Consider the following 17,459-nt stretch of genomic DNA (forward strand, 5'->3'; position numbering starts at 1 on the left):
CACGGATTTGGTCGGATTCGACTGATTTGACGGATTACTTGTTGAGAAGGGCGCGGCTTTGGTCGCGCCCTTTTTCTTTGGATGCCGTTTAACTTTTCAAGCAATTTCACTTTCATGAATCAACTGAACTTACAGCAGTTTGTGCAGCTCTTCACACTCAATGATGCCGCTGCTACCCAGCGCGTAAGTGAGCGACTGACGCTTGTTCTCCGCGACCCAGCAGCTTACCAGGAGCAGTTTGCGGAAGAGTTGGAAGAGCGTGGTGTTGAGGCCGAGTTACCAGCGCAAGAAATGCGCGACCTAGCCCTAATTGATGCACTATTGAGCGAGGAGTTGCTTTGGGAAAGCGACTGGAAAGACCCAGCAGCCGACTTAGTTTATGGCCTTAACGAAACCCTGGCGCAGCAGCGCCGGGCCGTGCGACTGGATGAGCCGGCTTGGAGGCGAGCTACCGTAACTGGTCCCGAAGCGCTCGACATTGTGCAAGACCTGCTAGAGCCCCTTGGCCTGGCACTGGTGTTATTTACGCTGGATAGCGACTCTTATGCCTTGAGCATAGTAGCCGATGCGCAGGCCGATGAGGCCCGAAAAATGGCTAAAGAGCTGGGCTTTGGCATGACGGTATATTAGCACCTCTCCTACCCGCGCTGCCGCACGGCCTCGAATGTGAGCACGGCAGTGGCTACGCTCACGTTTAGCGAGTCGATGCGGCCGCGCATGGGGATGATAATGGTTTCGTCGCAGGCTTCGCGCATTTGGGGGGTCAGGCCATCGGCTTCGGTGCCCATGACCAAGGCAGTGGGGCCACGGAAGTCGTGCTCAGTGTAGTTTCGGGCATTGGGTGCAAGGGCAGCGGCGTGGGTGCGAATACCCTTTTCTTGTAGAAAAGTCAGAATATCAGCTACTGGCGCGGCTACGGTGGGCACGGTGAACACGCAGCCGATGCTGGCCCGGATGACGTTGGGGTTGAACAAGTCGGTGCGCGGGTCGCCGATGAGAACGGCGTCGACGGGGGCGGCGTCGGCGGTGCGGAGGATGGCGCCGAGGTTGCCGGGCTTCTCCACGGCTTCGAGCACGATGACGAGTGGGTTCGGGGGCAGGCGCAGGTCGGCAAGGGTGCGGGCGGGGGTACGGAGGACGGCCAGCAGGCCGTCGGAGCCTTCGCGATAAGCGACTTTCTCGAAGACGGGACGCGTGACTTCAAACCACTCGGGGGCCGAATTGCTGCCCGCAAACAGGGCTTGCAGTTCTTGGGAGCCCGCATCACCGACCAGCTCGGGGCAGGAATACACGGCAGCAATGGCTACACCGGCTTCAACGGCAATTGTTAATTCGCGTAGGCCTTCCACTAGCGTAAGGCCCAGAGCACGGCGCTCGGCGGACTTTTGCTGGAGGCGCAGCAACTGCTTGATGCGCGGGTTTTGGGGGCTACTGAGGCGGTCGGAGGGGACAAACGGCATAGGCGCAAAGATACCCGGCGGCGCGGCGGCCCCAACCTTAACCCCAACACAGGCGTAGGGCGGGCCATTACCTTCGCAACCAATGAAATCAAGAATTGACCCTAAAATTATTGTCGGCCTAGCCTTTGCGGTGGGCGTGCTGCTGTTCACGGCAGCCGCTTCGTTCTGGAGTATTCGGGGCTTGAGCGTGCAAACGGACCGGGTGGAGCACACCTACAAGGTAATGCAGGAAGTCGCCAACGTGACTGCCGTACTCAAGGACGCGCAAGCTGGTACCCGCGGCTACCTCCTTACCGGCGACACGGTGTACCTACGCCCCTACAGCACAGCCACCGGACTGCTCCCAGCCAGCCTGAACCGGCTGACTGAGCTGACGGCTGATAATTCAATCCAAAAGGCCCGGTTCGACTCGCTACGGGGGCTGGTGGAGCAGGAATTCCGCATCCTGCGCCCGCTAACTCAGATTAACAAGTCAATGAGCAAGTCGGCGATGGAAACTCTGCTCGATACCGACCGCCAAACGTTGCGCCAAGTGCGCGTGCTTTACGAACGGATTCAGGCACAGGAAATGGCGATGCTGGCCCAACGCAGCGCATTGCAAAATATATTCGAAAAGGCTACGCCCATCGTGGTGCTGGTATCGGCGGTGCTGGCGGTACTGATTGTAGTGTGGCTGATAACAAAGATTGTAAAAGAACTGGCCGATAATCGCCGCTTGCAGACTGAGTTGGCCGACATCAACGCCCAAGTCAGCCGGCGCATCGCTCAAATTCGGGCGTTGGCGGAACAGGTAGTACAAGGCGACTACACGGTGAAGATTACTGACACGGCCGAAGACAACCTGGGCGGACTGGCCACATCGCTCAACCGCATGACCCAGACGCTGGACGCCAGCTTCAGCGCCCTAGAAAAGCGCAACCTGGAGCTGGACCAATTTGCCTACGTAGCCTCGCACGATCTAAAGGCGCCGCTGCGCGGCGTAACAACTATTGTGAAATGGATTGAAGATGAGTTGGCGGCCGAGCTCTCGCCCCAGCTCCGCACCTATCTCGACCAGATGAAGGGCCGCCTCAGCCGCCTCGAAGACCTGATAAACGGCCTGCTGGCGTATGCCCGCGTGGGTCGCACCGCTCAGACGCCCGAAACCGTCGACGTAGCCCAACTGCTGGGTGAGGTAGCGGAATTGGTAGTACCAACTGATTTCACCCTGCGCATCGGCCCCGGTATGCCGGCCTTCACCACCGACCGGCTGGGTTTGCAGCAGGTATTTACCAACCTACTCAGCAACGCCGTGAAGTACCATCAGCGCGGGGCCGGGCACCTGGAAGTGACGTGCCAGGAAAGCGGCGCTTACTACGAGTTTCGAGTGCAGGACGACGGGCCAGGCATTGCGCCGGAATACCACCAGAAAATTTTTCTACTTTTCCAAACGCTGCGCGACCGGCACACAGCCGAAAGCACGGGCATTGGCTTAAGTATTGTACAGAAAATCATTGACGAGCATCAGGGCACTATTCGTGTCGAATCGGCCCTGGGTCTGGGCGCCGGCTTTATCTTTACCTGGCCAAAGTAAACTCAACTAATCGGAACTAGTCTGACCGGTTTTGAGCTTATGCACGCCGGCAGTTTTTATGAAGAACCTATTTTGCCCCAGACCTATTTTTTCCTCATTCTATGCGTTCAGTTCTACTAGTCGAAGACGATATTTTTGACACAATGACGGCGGAGAAGTCTTTCGCCAAATTCAACATTCCCCACCGGCTCTACACGGCCTTCAACGGTGAGGAAGGCCTGGATTTATTGCTGGGCCGCAACGGCGCCGAAGCCATCCGGCCCCTGCCGGAGGTAATTTTGCTCGACTTGAACATGCCCCGCATGAACGGGCACGAGTTTCTGGCCGAGTTGCGAGGTAATCCTGACTTTCAACACATTCCCGTGTTCATCACGACCACATCCAACATGGATGTAGACCGGCTGAACGCGGAAAATCTGGGCGTGAGTGGCTACATCATCAAGCCATTGGATTTTGAAAGTAGCCCCGACCTAGCCGACAGCCTGAGCCTCCTGGAGCGGCTACTGAAGTAGCGGCGAAATTTTGGAGTTGGTAGCAGAATTAGATTTCCCGGAAGGTCTGGAATAGCCATGCAAGAGGGGCGACTCGCTGTTAGAATATATTGCGAAGTGTGGCGTTGCCCGCATCACCGACGTGCGCCAACACCACACTTCATCCACCTATGCCCTATCCGCTGAAGAGCGAACGTTAGATGTATGCTGAGCTGAAATAGCGGCCAGTTTTGCGGTGAGCCGGCGGAATTTAGAATCACTCCCTCTCGTTTGATTTTTTCGCCGGTTTGGTGGCTGAGCCTTGACTTTTGGGGTGTGCCTGAATTATTTGCCGGGTATTGCTACCTTGTTCAGCGCGATTGCCTTTACTGCTGCCCTTACTTCTATGAGAGTTCCTGCTTTTTTGCCGGCTGTATTGCTGGGGTTATCATTTGGGCACCCCGTTCAGGCCCAAGATGATGGCCCGCGTCAATTGGGGGCGCCACCTGCCCTGCCGGCCCCGGCACGCCCCAGCACGGCCCCCGCTCCACGCCAGTTAGAGACCGTGCCGGTGGCACCACCAGACAGCAGTCGGCGCACCACCGTAACGACGCCACTACCGGGCCCCATGACAGCCCCCGCGCCGATGTATGCACCTACGCCGGCGGGCCAGTTACCAGGCAATAATTCCCGTCCTGCTCGCTTCCAGGTAGGCTTGAAAAATGGTATGGTGTACTCCGCCAATGATGTAGAAACCAAAAGTCCACTGTTTGGCCGTTCCTACCTGCTGCTGGACGGGCAGCGCAGATTTGAGTTGGCAGAAGTTGGTTTTTACGAGGATGAGAGCGGCCACTACGTGCGTACGACGCTGCCTAATTCCTCGCGAGAAAGCACTTTGCGGCGCGAAAAGACGGGGCGCATTAGCTTGTATTCCATCACTACTTCGCAATACAGCTCGGGGCCGGGGGGTTTTGGCTACCCCGGCTACGGAGGGTACGGGTACGGCGGCTTTGGTGGCTACCCTTACGGTGGCTACCGCACCATCAAAACCGAATATTTTTCTAAAGACAACGGCCCGATTCAGAACCTGACGGCCAAGAACTTGCTGCTAGCCACCCGCGACAATGCCGGCGCGCAGCAACTGCTGCTGGAATCGCGGCGCTATCAACAGGCTACTGTGGCCAGCTATGTCTTAGGTGGGGGCCTGCTGGTAGCGGGCTTGCTGCAGTCGGTGCGTAACGATGGTGGCGGCACGTCTATTTCTCCCCTCGTGTACGCCGCTATCCCGGTGTTCATCGTGCCTATTGTCCTTCAAGGCAAGCAAGCTAATAACCAGCGCCAAGCAATTGCATTGTACAACGCGGTGCGATGACAGGACGACTTTAGAATATGGCGTGCGCCTACGCACCTGCTCCTTGAGCAGGGAACCAGGTAGGCTGCTTTGTTCCTCAATAAACGTAGATAAACGCCGCGTTGGGCAACCTCTACCCTAAGAGCCCGCGTAGGTCAGGCATGAAACCGAACGCCGCACCCACTACTGCCGAAGCCCGTGCCACAGATTTTGCCGCCTGCCAAGCTAAGGCGCTGTTGGTGCACGCGCGGTTGTGTGCTGAATACGGTGCCCCATTTCCGTTTTTCAGCACCAAAGACCCATTGAGCGAGCTGGTCAGTGCTTTGCTCTCGCACCGCACGAAGAATGCCGACTCGCACAGAGCGTATCAGGAGTTGCGGGCTACTTTTCCGACTTGGGAAGCGGTGCGCGATGCGCCGACGGAGGGCGTGCAGCACGCCATTCGGTCCTGCACCTGGCCCGAGCAGAAAGCGCCGCGCATCCAGGCCGTATTGCGCGAAATAAGCCAGCGCTGCGGCACCGATGCTCCTTGCTCGCTGGATTTTCTGGCTGAAATGCCTATTCCCGAAGCGCGGGCCTGGCTGGAAAGCATCAGCGGAGTGGGGCCGAAAACCAGCGCGGCCACACTCCTTTTCAGCACCTTGCGCATTCCGGCCATGCCCGTAGACAGTCACCATCACCGCGTGGCCCAGCGTCTCGCCCTCATTGGCCCCAAGGTGGGCGAAGGGCCCGCTCATAAGCTGCTCGAAGCCTTGCTCCCACCTGGCTGGGACGCTCAGCAAGTGTATGACCACCACGAGGCCCTCATGTTTCACGGCCAGAAATGCTGCTACTTTAGCGCGCCGGCCTGTCACCGCTGCGTGGTGCTCGACCAGTGCCCGTTTGGGCAGCAACGGTTGGGGCAGGCTTAAAAACCGTTCAGCACGCCCCAATGGCCATCCTGCACCTGCGCGCCAAGCCCAATGCCCGGGCCAACCAGCTACTAGTGACGGCCGATGGCGGCGTGACCATACGCTTGAAAGCGCCGCCCCAGGAAGGGCAAGCAAATGCCGTGCTCCTGGCCTTCTTAGCGGAGGTGTTCGACACCAGCAGAAGCCGCGTGCAGTTGCTGAGTGGCCACACGGCCCCTTTTAAGAAGGTGGCGCTAGCCGACATAGACGAGGCCCGGTTGAGAGCAATATTGGCTCGATATCAAGCGGAATAAGTGCCCCATGAGCGAAATCATGAAATTTCAGGCGGAGATTGGGTATATTTAGACAGTTAACCACTGTTAGTTTATACACTACTTCAAAATCTACTGGTTATGCTTTCCCGCTTCCGTGACTTACGCTATTTATTTGCTTATACGTTGCCGCTTACGGCCGCCTTGGGCCTGGTGCTAGGTGGCGCTTTTACCTGGCTTACCCTCGCATACACTTTTGGACTGGTGCCCTTGGTAGAGTGGTTGCGGCCACCCGTACGGGTCGAGGCCGGCGTAGCAGCCGCCACCGAAACCAAGCGACATATTTTCTTCGACGGGCTGCTGTACCTAAATGTGCCTTTGCAATACGGGTTGTTGGCGTTTTTTCTATACTCGCTTCAGAATCAGAACTTCTCGGCCTTCGAAATTGCGGGGGCGATATTCAGCGTTGGTATTTGTTGCGGCGCACTGGGCATCAACGTGGCGCACGAGCTGGGGCACCGCTCCCGCGGCTGGGAGCAGCGCTTGGCGCAGGCGTTGCTGCTGAGCACGTGGTACCCACACTTTTTCATTGAGCACAACCGCGGCCATCACCGCCACGTGGCCACGCCCCTCGACCCGGTTACTGCCCGTCTGGATGAGGCATTCTGGCGCTTTCTGCCCCGGGCGGTGCTCGGTGAGTTCCGTTCGGCCTGGGACCTGGAGGTTGAGCGGCTGCGGCGGCAGGATCGGGCGCTGTGGTCAGTAGGCAATCAGATGCTGCAATTTCAGATGGTACAGGTACTACTGGCGGGGCTGGTAGTGGGGTGGTTTGGGCTGGCAGGCTTATTGGCCTGGTTGGGAGCAGCAGTGGTGGGCTACGTGCTGTTTCAGCTGGTCAACTACGTTGAGCATTATGGCCTGCTGCGCCGCCAAACGCGGCCGGGCCAATATGAGCGGGTGCAGCCCCACCATTCCTGGAACTCTGAACACGCCCTAGGCCGCATTCTACTCTACGAGCTGACCCGCCACTCCGACCACCATTACCAGGCGTCCCGGCCCTATCAGACGCTCCGCCACCAGCCGGCTAGCCCCCAGATGCCCACTGGCTACCCCGGCATGATGCTGCTAGCCACCGTGCCGCCCCTCTGGTTTCGGGTGATGAATAAGCGAGTGCCGGTTGACAATTAGCAGCCGTTCTGATCATACTCGTTGCTCTTCCGGAATAGCTACTAATTACTAAGTGGTCAAACAGCCCGTCCTGCTGAGCATAGCCGTAGCTCTGGTGTAACCGGCTCTCTACAACCCCAGCAAGACCCCGAACACGCCATTCACGACCTGGGCCATGCGCGGGAAATCCAGTGTGTCAATGGTGTCGGTTTTTTGATGGTAGTTGGGGTTGCGCAGGAAGGAGGTGTCGTTAATCATGACGGCATCATAGCCGTGGCGCCAGTAGTTGCGGTGGTCGGAAAGGCCGGCAAGGCCCATGGCTTCGGGCAGGTTGATCCGCTGCACGTCGAGCTTGCCAGTGTGGGGCTGCATGAGGGCCTGCACTTGCTGGGTGAACTGCTCCTGGCCGGTTTTGCCCACTACCACAATGAAATTGCCGGTGCTGGGGTACTGGGCGGCCAAGGCTTCGTTGGGAAAGTTCTGCGACTTGGGTTCATCGCTGAAGTAACCAATCATCTCATAGCAGAGCATGGCGCGCACGGGCACTTTGGCTGTGTGCAGGGCTTTGGCGTGCACGGCACTGCCCATGTGCTCGGTGGCAAAATAGGGCGGCTCCTCATTGGGATACGCCACAAAATCGAGACGGTGGCGGAGCAGAGGACGGTGCTCGTGCACAAGGCGGGCGGTTTCGAGCAGGCCGGCTACGGCACTGGCGTTATCGTCGGCGCCGGGCTGGTCGCCGCACACATCATAGTGCGCGCCGATGATGATACGCTCGGCATCGGGCGGCCCAAAGGAGGCAATAATGTTGCGGTAGGGTCGGCCTTCGGCGTAGAAATTCTGCTCCGTAACGCTGCATTCGAGCTTTTGAAAAGCGGCCTTGATGTAGTCGGCGGCTTTGTTGAGCGAGCCGAGGTTGTGGCAATTGCGAGCGGGGTGCAGGGTGGTTAAAAACTGTACATCGGCGTGGAGGCGAGTCTGGTCTGCTTGCATGGAGAGGCGGGAAGAATAGGCGAAGTCTATACGGTTTTCTGGGCCCTGGGGCGGATAATGATTACTAATTCCTGGGGCGATGCTAAGTAACATCGGGTTTTTTCTACCTTTCCGAACTATTACGCTTCAGCTTCGCAATTTATGCTTTCCAACTCTCTGCGGCGGCTCCCGCTGCTGCTTTTTCTGGCGTTGTTCGCCGCGTCATCGTGCTCCAAAAAGACCGCCCAGGAGCAAGCCGCCGCTCAGCTACAAACGGATGGCGACGAAATCGACCCCTACTCTAACCTCGTGTTCACCTTCGACGAGAAGGTGGTTGACGAGGCCCAGCAGAACCGCTGGGACACCACGCGCTACGTCAGCTTCTCGCCGGCCGTGCGCGGCAAATTTAAGTGGACGGGTGACCGGGAGCTGACGTTTTCACCGCTGGAGCCGTTCCGGCCCAGCACGGTGTTCAAGGCCGCTTTGCGGCCCGAAACCCTGCCCAGCGACAAACAAAAGCTGGCGCTGAACCGGGCCAAATTCCACACGCCGTACCTGGATATGAGCGCGCCGCAGGTGTTCTACGGCAGCTCGAAGCGGGCCGCTGGCACGGCCGAGCTGCGCGCCAACCTCGTGTTCAACTACCCCGTGCGGCCCTCCGATTTGAGGTCGCGGCTGAAGGTGACCCAGGATGGCAACCCAGTGGCGGTCGAAATCAATTCGGCGGAGCCTGATAAGCTCGTCGCGGTGAGCTTCATGCAGGACGTGCGCCAAGGCTCACCTTTGCAAATAGACATTGCCCCGGGACTGCGCCCCGCCGCCGGCACCAAGGCCACCGAACAAACCCTCACCACCCAAGCCGAAGTGCCCGACCAAAGCGAGCTGCAAGTGCGGGAGTTGACTGGCTCGCTGCTCAACGGCCAACCCGTGGTAACGGTGCTACTGAACCAACCCGTGACCGCCTCCGACATCCAGGCCAACCTGAAAGTGACGCCCACGGTGGCTTTTTCGGCGGAAGCGCTGGAGAGCGGCTTTGCCCTGCGCGGCGGGTTTGAGGTGGGCAAAACCTATCAGATAAGCTTATCGGCGGGTACGCGCGGCCTGCTGGGCGGCTCGTTGAGCGAAAATTTTAGTCAGGCCGTATCGTTTGGCGACGAGCACCCGAGCCTGAGCTTCACCAGCACCGACAAGGCCATGTACCTCGATGCGCTGGGGGCCCGCAACCTGGGCCTGCGCATCAACGCGGTGCAGAAAGTGAAGGTGACCATTGCCAAGGTGTACGCCAACAACATCCAGCAATTTTTGCGGGGCGAAAAGCAGTACGGCTATCCTGAGTATGACGAGGACGAGCCCCGCGAATCGAATACCGACGAAAATGGCGACTACGTGGACCGCAGCTTCCGGTATTACGACACCGAAACCGTGGGCAACATCCTGTCGGAGCGCACGATTTCGGTGGATGGCCTGCCCAAGGAGGCGGGCCTGCGCCTGCTCAACCTCAACCTGAAAGAGCTGGAGTTTCAGGGGCCAATGAAGGGCCTGTATGTGGTGCGGGTGCAGGACACCGAACGCCAGTGGCTGCAAGTAAGCAAGCTGGTGGCCGTGACCGACGTGGGCCTGATTGTGAAGCAGGGCGCGACCGGCGGTACGGTGGTATTTGCCAACTCTATCCGGACGGCCGAGCCGATGAGCGGCGTGACGGTGAATCTGGTCAGCTCCAACAATCAGGTGATTGGCACCACTACCACCGACAAATCGGGCGTGGCGCAGTTCGATTCGGCCGCGTCGATGAAGCGCTTCTCGCTGGGCATGGTTACGGCGGTGACGGATGCCGACTTTTCATTTCTGGACCTGACCCAAAGCCGGGTCGAAACCTCGCGGTTTGAGGTGGGTGGTATGACTTCCAACGCGGCCCATTACCAGGCGTTTTTGTACGGCGACCGCAACTTGTACCGGCCCGGCGACACAGTGCGGACTAACACCGTGATTCGGACTGAGGACTGGAAAACCCCACCCACGGGCCTACCGCTAAAAATCCGGCTGCTGCTACCCTCGGGTAAGGAATACAGCAGCTTGCAGCAGAAGCTGAGCGCGGCCGGCTCGTTTGAGAGCCGCTTTATCCTGCCGCCGACCATCATGACGGGCCTATACACCATGGAGGTGCTCACCGGCAATGACGTGCTGCTGACTTCGCGCCAAATCAGCGTGGAAGAATTCATTCCGGACCGCATGAAGGTGACCGTAACCACCACGCCCAAGGTACTGAAACCGGAGCAAGAGGCGACGGCCAATATCACGGCTGTGAACCTATTTGGCCCGCCCGCCGCTGACCGCAAATTTGAGGTCGAATTCTCCTTGAAGCAGAAGAGCTTTAGCCCCAAAAAATACCCGAATTATAGCTTCGATATAAGTAGCAGCACCAGCCTCGGCGATATTGACAGCCATGGCTGGGCTAGCAGCTCACCTGAACGCATTGGCAAAACCGTGCGCGCAGGCACCACCGATGCCGCCGGCCACGGCACGGCCACCTACACCGTACCCAACTACACCGATTTTGGTACGCTGGAAGGTGTGGCCTTCGCCACGGTATTCGACGAAACCGGCCGGCCCGTGAATCGCCTCGCCAGCTTCGAGGTACAAACCCAAGCCACAATGTTCGGCATTGAGAATCTGCCCAGCCTTGTTGGCACCCGGCAGCCGCTGACGGTGAAGCTGCTAGCCCTTACCCCCACTGAGCGGCCTACTACGGCCCAGGCCGAAGTGAAAGTGGTGCGCATGCTCTGGGAAACCGTGTTGGAGCGCCAAGGCGGCCGCTACGTTTATAATTCGCAGCGCCGGGCCCAAACCATTCTGAACCAAACCCGCACCGTGGGCGCCGAAACCAGCTTCAGCTTCACGCCCATTTATTCGGGCGAATACGAGGTACGCATCAGCCGGCCGGGCGCCAGCAGCTTCGTCACGCAGCAGTTTTACGCCTACGGCTACGGCGACACACAGGCTAATGCCTTCGAGGTAAACACCGAGGGCGAGGTAACCATTGAGGCCGACAAGCCCAAGTACGAGCCCGGCGAAACGGCCAAGCTATTGCTGAAAACGCCCTTCGCGGGCCGCATTCTGGTGACGGTAGAGCGGGCCAATGTGCTCAACCATTTCTACGTAAACACCGACGGCAAAGCGGCCGAGGTAGAAATTCCGATCAAAGCTGAACACGTGCCCAACGTGTACGTGACAGCGACGGCCGTGCGCGCCCTCAATGGCACCGACCGCCTGCCCCTCACCGTGGCCCGCGGCTTCCTGCCGCTCACCGTTGAGAAGGCCGATTCGCGCCTGGCCGTAGCCATTGCCGCGCCCGCCACCAGTCGCTCCCAGAGGTGGCAGACCGTGGAAGTCAACACCGCGCCCCGCGCCCAGGTCACCCTGGCCCTAGTGGATGAAGGCATTCTTCAGCTCAAAAACTACCAGACGCCCGACCCCCACGCCTACTTCTACCAGAAGCGCGCCCTGGAAGTATCGGCATTTGACGTGTACCCGTTCATCCTGCCGGAGCTGGGTACCAGCAGCAGCGGTGGCGACGCTGCTGACATGGCCCGCCGCACCAACCCCGTGCCCAACCGCCGCGTGAAGCTGGTGGCTAAATGGAGCGGCGTGCTCACCGCCGACGGCGACGGCAAAGTGCGCTACAAAGTCCGCGTGCCGCAGTTCAGTGGGGCGCTCCGCATCATGGCAGTTGCTTATAAAGACGACGGCTTCGGCTCGGCCGAATTCACGATGAAGGTGGCCGACCCGGTGGTGATTTCGACGGCGCTGCCGCGGTTTATGAGCCCCGACGACACGATTGACGTGCCGGTAACGCTGACGAATACAACGAATAAGAAACTCGAAATCAGCGTCGGATGCATCTCAAAAGGCCCTGTATTACGTGCTCCTAAAAAAGGCACTAGCTATGTAGAATCAGAGGACATTTATCACTCTCGTACTCTAGCACCGAACGCGGAAGAACGGGTGCGGTTTCGCTACGTGGCTACTGGTATTGGGGAGGCAGCAATTACAGTGAAGGCTGCTATTGTGAAATACAGGAATGACCACACAGATAATGCAACCGTAATCGAGGAATTTACCGAAATAACCGAACTCCCGATTCGCCCCGCCGCCTCGCTCGAAAAGCGCACTGGCAGCGGCATAATTGCTGGTGGAGCCACGCTCCCGCTCAATCTGCAAACCGACTTCCTGCCCTCCTCGCTGACCAGCCGGCTGGTGGTGAGTCGCTCGCCGCTGACGGAGTTCAGCAAGGACCTGCGCTACTTGCTGCAATACCCCTACGGCTGCCTGGAGCAAACGGTGTCGGCCGCCTTCCCGCAGCTGTACTATGGGGATTTGGCGTCCACTTTGCAGCAGAAAACGGGGGCCGCGGCCAAGGCTCAGCGTTACAATCCCAATTACCACGTACAGGAGGCCATCCGGAAGATTGAGGCCATGCAGCTCTACAACGGCAGCCTCAGCTACTGGCCGGGTGGCGACTACGACAACTGGTGGGCCACGGCCTACGCGGCGCATTTCCTGCAAGAAGCTCAGCAGGCAGGCTTCGCAGTGAATAAATCGGTTCTCGACAAAGTGTTGAAATACCTGGCTTTCCGCCTCAAAAAGCGCGAAACCGAAGACTATCAGTACTTCGACGTCAGCCACATTGCCCGGCAGCGCACCATCGCCAAAAAGGAAATTGCCTACTCGCTCTACGTGCTAGCCCTGGCTGGCCGGCAAGACCCCGTGGCCCTAAACTACTACCGCGCCAACCGCCCGCTGCTGGCCGAAGACTCTAGGTTCCTGCTGGCCTGCACCCAGGGCCTGCTCGGCAACCAACGCCAGTTCCGCGAGCTGCTACCGACCCGGTTTGGGGGCGAAACCGCCGCCGGGCGGGCGCTCGATGGCTCCTTCTATTCGCCCATCCGCGACGAAGGCCTAGTGCTGAATGCCCTCGTCACGACCGACCCAAATAACCCGCAGGTGCCCATCCTGGCCCGCCAGCTCAGCCGCCAGCTGAGACAGGCCAGCTGGCTCAATACGCAGGAAAGCGCCTTCGCCCTGCTGGCCCTCGGCAAAATAGCCCGCCAAAATGCCCGGAGCACTGCCACCGCCACGCTCACTATCAACGGCAAGCCAGCGGGCAACTTCACCGGCAAAGACTTGACGATAACCAACGTGGCCAACCGCAACGTGAGCATCCGCACCGCCGGCAAAGGCAGCCTCTACTACTTCTGGGAAACCGAGGGCATCTCGGCCAGCGGGCAGGTTCGGGAGGAAGATGCTTACCTGAAAGTGCGGCGCTTTTTCCTCAACCGCGACGGCCAGCCGCTGGGCTCCCCCACCTTCCAGCAGAATGATTTAGTCGTGGTGAAAATTACCCTCGAAGCCGGTGACGCAGCGGGCGAAATCAAAAACGTGGCCATTACCGACCTGCTGCCAGCGGGGTTGGAGATTGAGAACCCGCGCATCGGCGCCCTCCGGGAGCTGAACTGGGCCACCGATGCCACCCAACCCGATTACCTGGATGTGCGCGACGACCGGATTAACCTCTTCACCACTGCTACGGGCTCACCGAAATCGTTTTACTACCTCTGTCGTGCGGTGTCGAAGGGCACTTTCAAGCTCGGCCCCGTGAATGCCGACGCGATGTATAACGCGGAGTACCATTCCTACAACGGGTCTGGAGTGGTGAGTGTGAAATAATAGACTTGGCCTCGTCCTGAATACTGGCACATCAGCCTTGGTTGTCCGCAGCCTATGGCCGGTGCCCGCCGCGCAGGTGTTTATTTTGGCTCCCATTTCTCATCTTGCGTCCGTTCATGCAGTTGCTATATCTCGTTTTTGGCGCCAACGTCAAGAATCATTTCCAAGCTAATTTCTCTATTCTTTCCTTTTTGCGGCAGGGGGAGGCATTGAGTGGCATCACGGTGGTGACCGATGCGCCCGGCTTTTACCAGCATCTGGCAGGGCACGTCACGGTGCTACCCATTGATGAGGCCACCATACGGAAGTGGAAAGGAGAGTTCGACTTTTTCTGGCGAATCAAAATCAAGGCGCTGGAGCACGTGGCCCGGCAGCAGCCCGATCAGACCCTACTCTACCTCGATTCCGACACGTTTTTGCACGGCTCGCTGCCGCAGCTCTCGGCCGAGTTGGAGGCGGGCCGGGCCTTCATGCACGAGTCCGAGGGCACCTTGGCCGAGGCCCGTTCCAAAACCGAACAGCGCATGTGGCAGCAAATCAAGGGACAGTCTTTTGGCGGGGTGCGCCTCCACGAGCGCCACGCCATGTGGAACGCGGGCGTGGTGGGTATTCCGGCCGAAAAAGCCACCGAGACCATTGCTCTGGCCCTGAATATCTGCGACGATTTCAACCGGCAACAGGTAACGCCCCGGCTCATCGAACAGTTTGCACTGTCGGTGGCGCTGGCCGAAACCTATCCGCTGCACGCCGCCCGGCCCTACATCGGCCACTACTGGAGCACCAAAGATGAGTGGAACGAGCACATTGCTGCATTCCTGCTGGAATCGCACTTACAGCAGCGCACCGTGGCTGACGAATTGGCTGCCCTCGCCAGCTTTGATTTCCGTGTGGCCCCAGTGAAGAAGATGCTGAAAAATACCCGCTGGCGCCTGCACCACTTGGTCGACCGCCTGTTTCCGCCCCGGGAAATCGTATACGCCGGCACCGAAGCCTAACCCTGCGCACCCATGAATCTGCGAACCTACCTGCGCCTTGCGGGAGCCCTGGCCACGGGCATGCTGATGCTGGTTGGGCTGGATTGGTGCTTTCCCCTGCCCCCCGCACCGCAGTATTCGCCCATCGTATTAGCAGCCGATGGCACGGTGCTGCACGCCTACCTGAACCCCACGCAGAAGTGGCGAATGAAGACCGAGTTGGCGGAAATAACGCCAGCGCTGCAAGAGGCCATTATCAACAAGGAAGACCGGTATTTTCACTATCACTTTGGGGTTAATCCGCTGGCGATAATGCAGGCGACAGGGCGGAATATTTTCAGAAAAGGCCGCACCACGGGGGCCAGCACCATCACCATGCAGGTAGCCCGGCTGCTGGAGCCCAAGGAGCGCACCATTAGCAACAAGCTACTGGAAATGCTGCGCGCCATGCAGTTAGAGGCTCGTTACAGTAAGGCGGAAATATTGCAACTGTATTTAAACCTGGTACCGTACGGCAGCAATATTGAAGGGGTGAAATCGGCGGCCCTGCTGTACTTTCAGCAGCCGCCCGATTATTTGTCCCTGGCCCAAACCGTGACGCTGGCCATTATTCCTAACCAACCACGGGTAATGGTTTTGGGGAAGAATAACGCGAAGATTCTGGCGGAGCGAAACCGCTGGCTGCGACAGTTTCAGCAGCAGCACTTGTTCCCCGACCAGAACATTGAGGATGCCGTAGCCGAACCGTTGGACGCGCAGCGCCACGGGGCGCCCACACTGGCCCCACACCTGGCCCGACGGCTCGTAACGCGGTTTCCTGGCCAGGCTATTATTCATTCCACGCTGCGGCGCGGCCCCCAGGCCAAGGCCGAGGATTTGACCCGCAACTACGTGCGCCGCCTGCATGAACTGGGCATTTCGCAAGCGGCCGTGCTGGTGGTGAACAACCACACCCATGCTGTGGAGGCCTACGTGGGCTCCGCCAATTTTCAGGATGCGGCCAGCGCGGGGCAGGTCGATGGTGTGCGGGCCATTCGCTCGCCAGGCAGTACGCTAAAGCCGTTTCTGTACGCCCTAGCGGTAGACCGCGGTATCATCACCCCGAAGCTGAAGCTGCCTGACGTACCCACTAACTTCAACGGTTTCCGGCCCGAGAATTTCGACAAAAGCTGCGCTGGCGAAGTGACCGTAGAACGCGCCCTGACCTACTCTCTCAACATCCCCGCCGTGCGCGTGCTGGCCGATGTAGGCGTGAGCAACTTCACCGATAAGTTGCGAATGGCGGGCTTCCAGAGCGTGGCGCGCGCCGCTCCCCGCCTGGGCCTGAGCACGATTTTGGGCGGCTGTGGCGCCACGCTGGAGGAGCTGACCGGACTGTACGTAGCGCTGGCAAATGGCGGGCAGTATAGGGGCTTGGCGCTGATCTTACCTCCTGCCGGCACCGCCCCCTGGCACCTCTCACCAAAAAAGAAGGAAGAGCCAAGTAATTTAAGCAAAAGCAAGACCGGTTCCCCTTCTCTTTTGAAGAGGCACCATGCCCAGCAGGGGTCAGGGGGTGGAGTGCCGGCGGGTACTGCCCTCTTCTCCCCCGCCGCAGCCTTCCTTATCAGCGACATCCTTGCCCAGCGGACCCGGCCTGACTTGCCGATGGGCTACGAAAACAGCCGTCACCTTCCCAAAATTGCCTGGAAAACCGGGACCAGCTATGGCCGCCGCGACGCCTGGAGCATTGGCTACAATAAGGATTACACCATTGGCGTGTGGGTGGGCAATTTCAGTGGGCAGGGCAGCCCGGCTCTGACCGGGGCCGATGTAGCCTCGCCCCTGCTGTTTGATTTATTTAACGTACTGGCTTACAATTCCCCTAACAAGTGGACTACGCCGCCGGCTAGCCTGGATTTTCGGCTAGTGTGCGCCGAAACGGGCTTCGTGCCCGGCGAACATTGCCCCAACCAGTTGATTGACTACTACCTGCCGGGAGTTTCCCTGGCCCGGCGCTGCGAGCACCAGAGAGAAGCGCTGGTATCGGCCGATGGCGCGATTTCCTACTGCCGGGCCTGCGTACCGGCAGCTGGCTTCAAGCGGCAGTTGTTTGCCAACCCCTTGCCCGAAGTGCTGGCTTTCCGCGAGGCACAGGGGCTGCTGGCTACCCGTCTGCCGCTGCACAACCCCGCCTGCCGGCTGGTACGCGGCACCGAGGATGGCGCGGGCGCGGCCCTGGCCATCACCTCGCCGCTCGACCATGCCGAATACGTGCTGAATCGCGGCGAAAAGCAGCAACTACTGCTTAGCTGCGCGGCCGGCAGTGAGGTGCGCCAAGTATTCTGGTACGTGAACGACCGGTTTCTGCGAGCTGCGTCGGCGACGGAGCGGGTGTTTTTCCGGCCGCCCAGCGGTACCATAAAAATATCCTGCGCCGACGACCACGGCCACAACGTGGATATTGAGCTGCAAGTAGCTGAGCTATAGAAGTGTCACCTAACACCTTCGCAATAACCAACTTTTAAAGAAGTTCGCGGTTGACCAAGCTTGGGGTCGCGCACCAGGAATCAAGAACGGAAGACACGGAGACAGAACGAGTCGACTGCGGTTCCGCCTGACTACGT

At 59.2% G+C, this 17,459-nt stretch carries 12 protein-coding genes; 10 read left to right on the forward strand and 2 right to left on the reverse strand.

Features of this window, described 5'->3' with window-relative positions; translation table 11 throughout:
* Positions 1–114: 114 nt before the first annotated feature.
* Positions 115–630 (forward strand): DUF6630 family protein, encoded by a 516-nt coding sequence (locus tag WX88_RS18150; RefSeq protein ID WP_156176244.1) that lies wholly within the window; start codon positions 115–117, stop codon positions 628–630.
* Positions 631–638: 8 nt separating this feature from the next.
* On the opposite strand, the gene WX88_RS18155 is transcribed toward WX88_RS18150, so the two are convergent.
* Complete coding sequence (locus WX88_RS18155) at positions 639–1,460, reverse strand: TrmH family RNA methyltransferase (protein ID WP_046245822.1); 822 nt, start codon at positions 1,458–1,460, stop codon at positions 639–641.
* A gap of 82 nt (positions 1,461–1,542) precedes the next feature.
* Here WX88_RS18155 and WX88_RS27960 point away from each other — a divergent pair, with 82 nt between their 5' ends.
* From WX88_RS27960 to WX88_RS18185, 6 genes are all read left to right on the forward strand, one after another.
* Entirely contained in the window at positions 1,543–3,033 is a 1,491-nt protein-coding gene (locus tag WX88_RS27960) for a sensor histidine kinase (RefSeq protein WP_052732834.1), read from the forward strand.
* Positions 3,034–3,134: 101 nt separating this feature from the next.
* Positions 3,135–3,545, forward strand: coding sequence for a response regulator (locus WX88_RS18165; RefSeq protein ID WP_046245823.1), 411 nt, complete (start codon positions 3,135–3,137; stop codon positions 3,543–3,545).
* A gap of 364 nt (positions 3,546–3,909) precedes the next feature.
* Positions 3,910–4,875 (forward strand): hypothetical protein, encoded by a 966-nt coding sequence (locus WX88_RS18170; protein ID WP_156176245.1) that lies wholly within the window; start codon positions 3,910–3,912, stop codon positions 4,873–4,875.
* A gap of 140 nt (positions 4,876–5,015) precedes the next feature.
* Positions 5,016–5,765, forward strand: a complete 750-nt coding sequence (locus WX88_RS18175; protein ID WP_046245877.1) for an endonuclease III domain-containing protein — start codon at positions 5,016–5,018, stop codon at positions 5,763–5,765.
* Positions 5,766–5,785: 20 nt separating this feature from the next.
* Positions 5,786–6,058 carry a DUF167 domain-containing protein gene (locus WX88_RS18180; RefSeq protein WP_046245825.1) on the forward strand — a complete coding sequence of 91 codons (273 nt, stop codon included), beginning with the start codon at positions 5,786–5,788 and terminating at the stop codon, positions 6,056–6,058.
* A 99-nt stretch (positions 6,059–6,157) separates the two neighbouring features.
* Positions 6,158–7,204 carry an alkane 1-monooxygenase gene (locus WX88_RS18185; protein ID WP_046245826.1) on the forward strand — a complete coding sequence of 349 codons (1,047 nt, stop codon included), beginning with the start codon at positions 6,158–6,160 and terminating at the stop codon, positions 7,202–7,204.
* A gap of 108 nt (positions 7,205–7,312) precedes the next feature.
* Here WX88_RS18185 and WX88_RS18190 read toward each other — a convergent pair whose 3' ends face one another.
* Complete coding sequence (locus WX88_RS18190) at positions 7,313–8,176, reverse strand: M28 family peptidase (RefSeq protein WP_046245827.1); 864 nt, start codon at positions 8,174–8,176, stop codon at positions 7,313–7,315.
* Positions 8,177–8,317: 141 nt separating this feature from the next.
* On the opposite strand from WX88_RS18190, the gene WX88_RS18195 reads away from it, so the two are divergent.
* The 3 genes from WX88_RS18195 to pbpC all read left to right on the forward strand — a co-directional run bounded on the left by WX88_RS18195 (position 8,318) and on the right by pbpC (position 17,322).
* Complete coding sequence (locus WX88_RS18195; protein WP_046245828.1) at positions 8,318–13,879, forward strand: alpha-2-macroglobulin family protein; 5,562 nt, start codon at positions 8,318–8,320, stop codon at positions 13,877–13,879.
* 116 nt (positions 13,880–13,995) lie between these two features.
* Positions 13,996–14,874, forward strand: coding sequence for a hypothetical protein (locus tag WX88_RS18200; protein ID WP_046245829.1), 879 nt, complete (start codon positions 13,996–13,998; stop codon positions 14,872–14,874).
* A gap of 12 nt (positions 14,875–14,886) precedes the next feature.
* Positions 14,887–17,322, forward strand: a complete 2,436-nt coding sequence (pbpC, locus tag WX88_RS18205) for a penicillin-binding protein 1C (RefSeq protein WP_046245830.1) — start codon at positions 14,887–14,889, stop codon at positions 17,320–17,322.
* Positions 17,323–17,459: the final 137 nt, after the last annotated feature.

Source organism: Hymenobacter terrenus, from assembly GCF_000972495.1.
Taxonomy (GTDB): Bacteria; Bacteroidota; Bacteroidia; order Cytophagales; family Hymenobacteraceae; genus Hymenobacter; species Hymenobacter terrenus.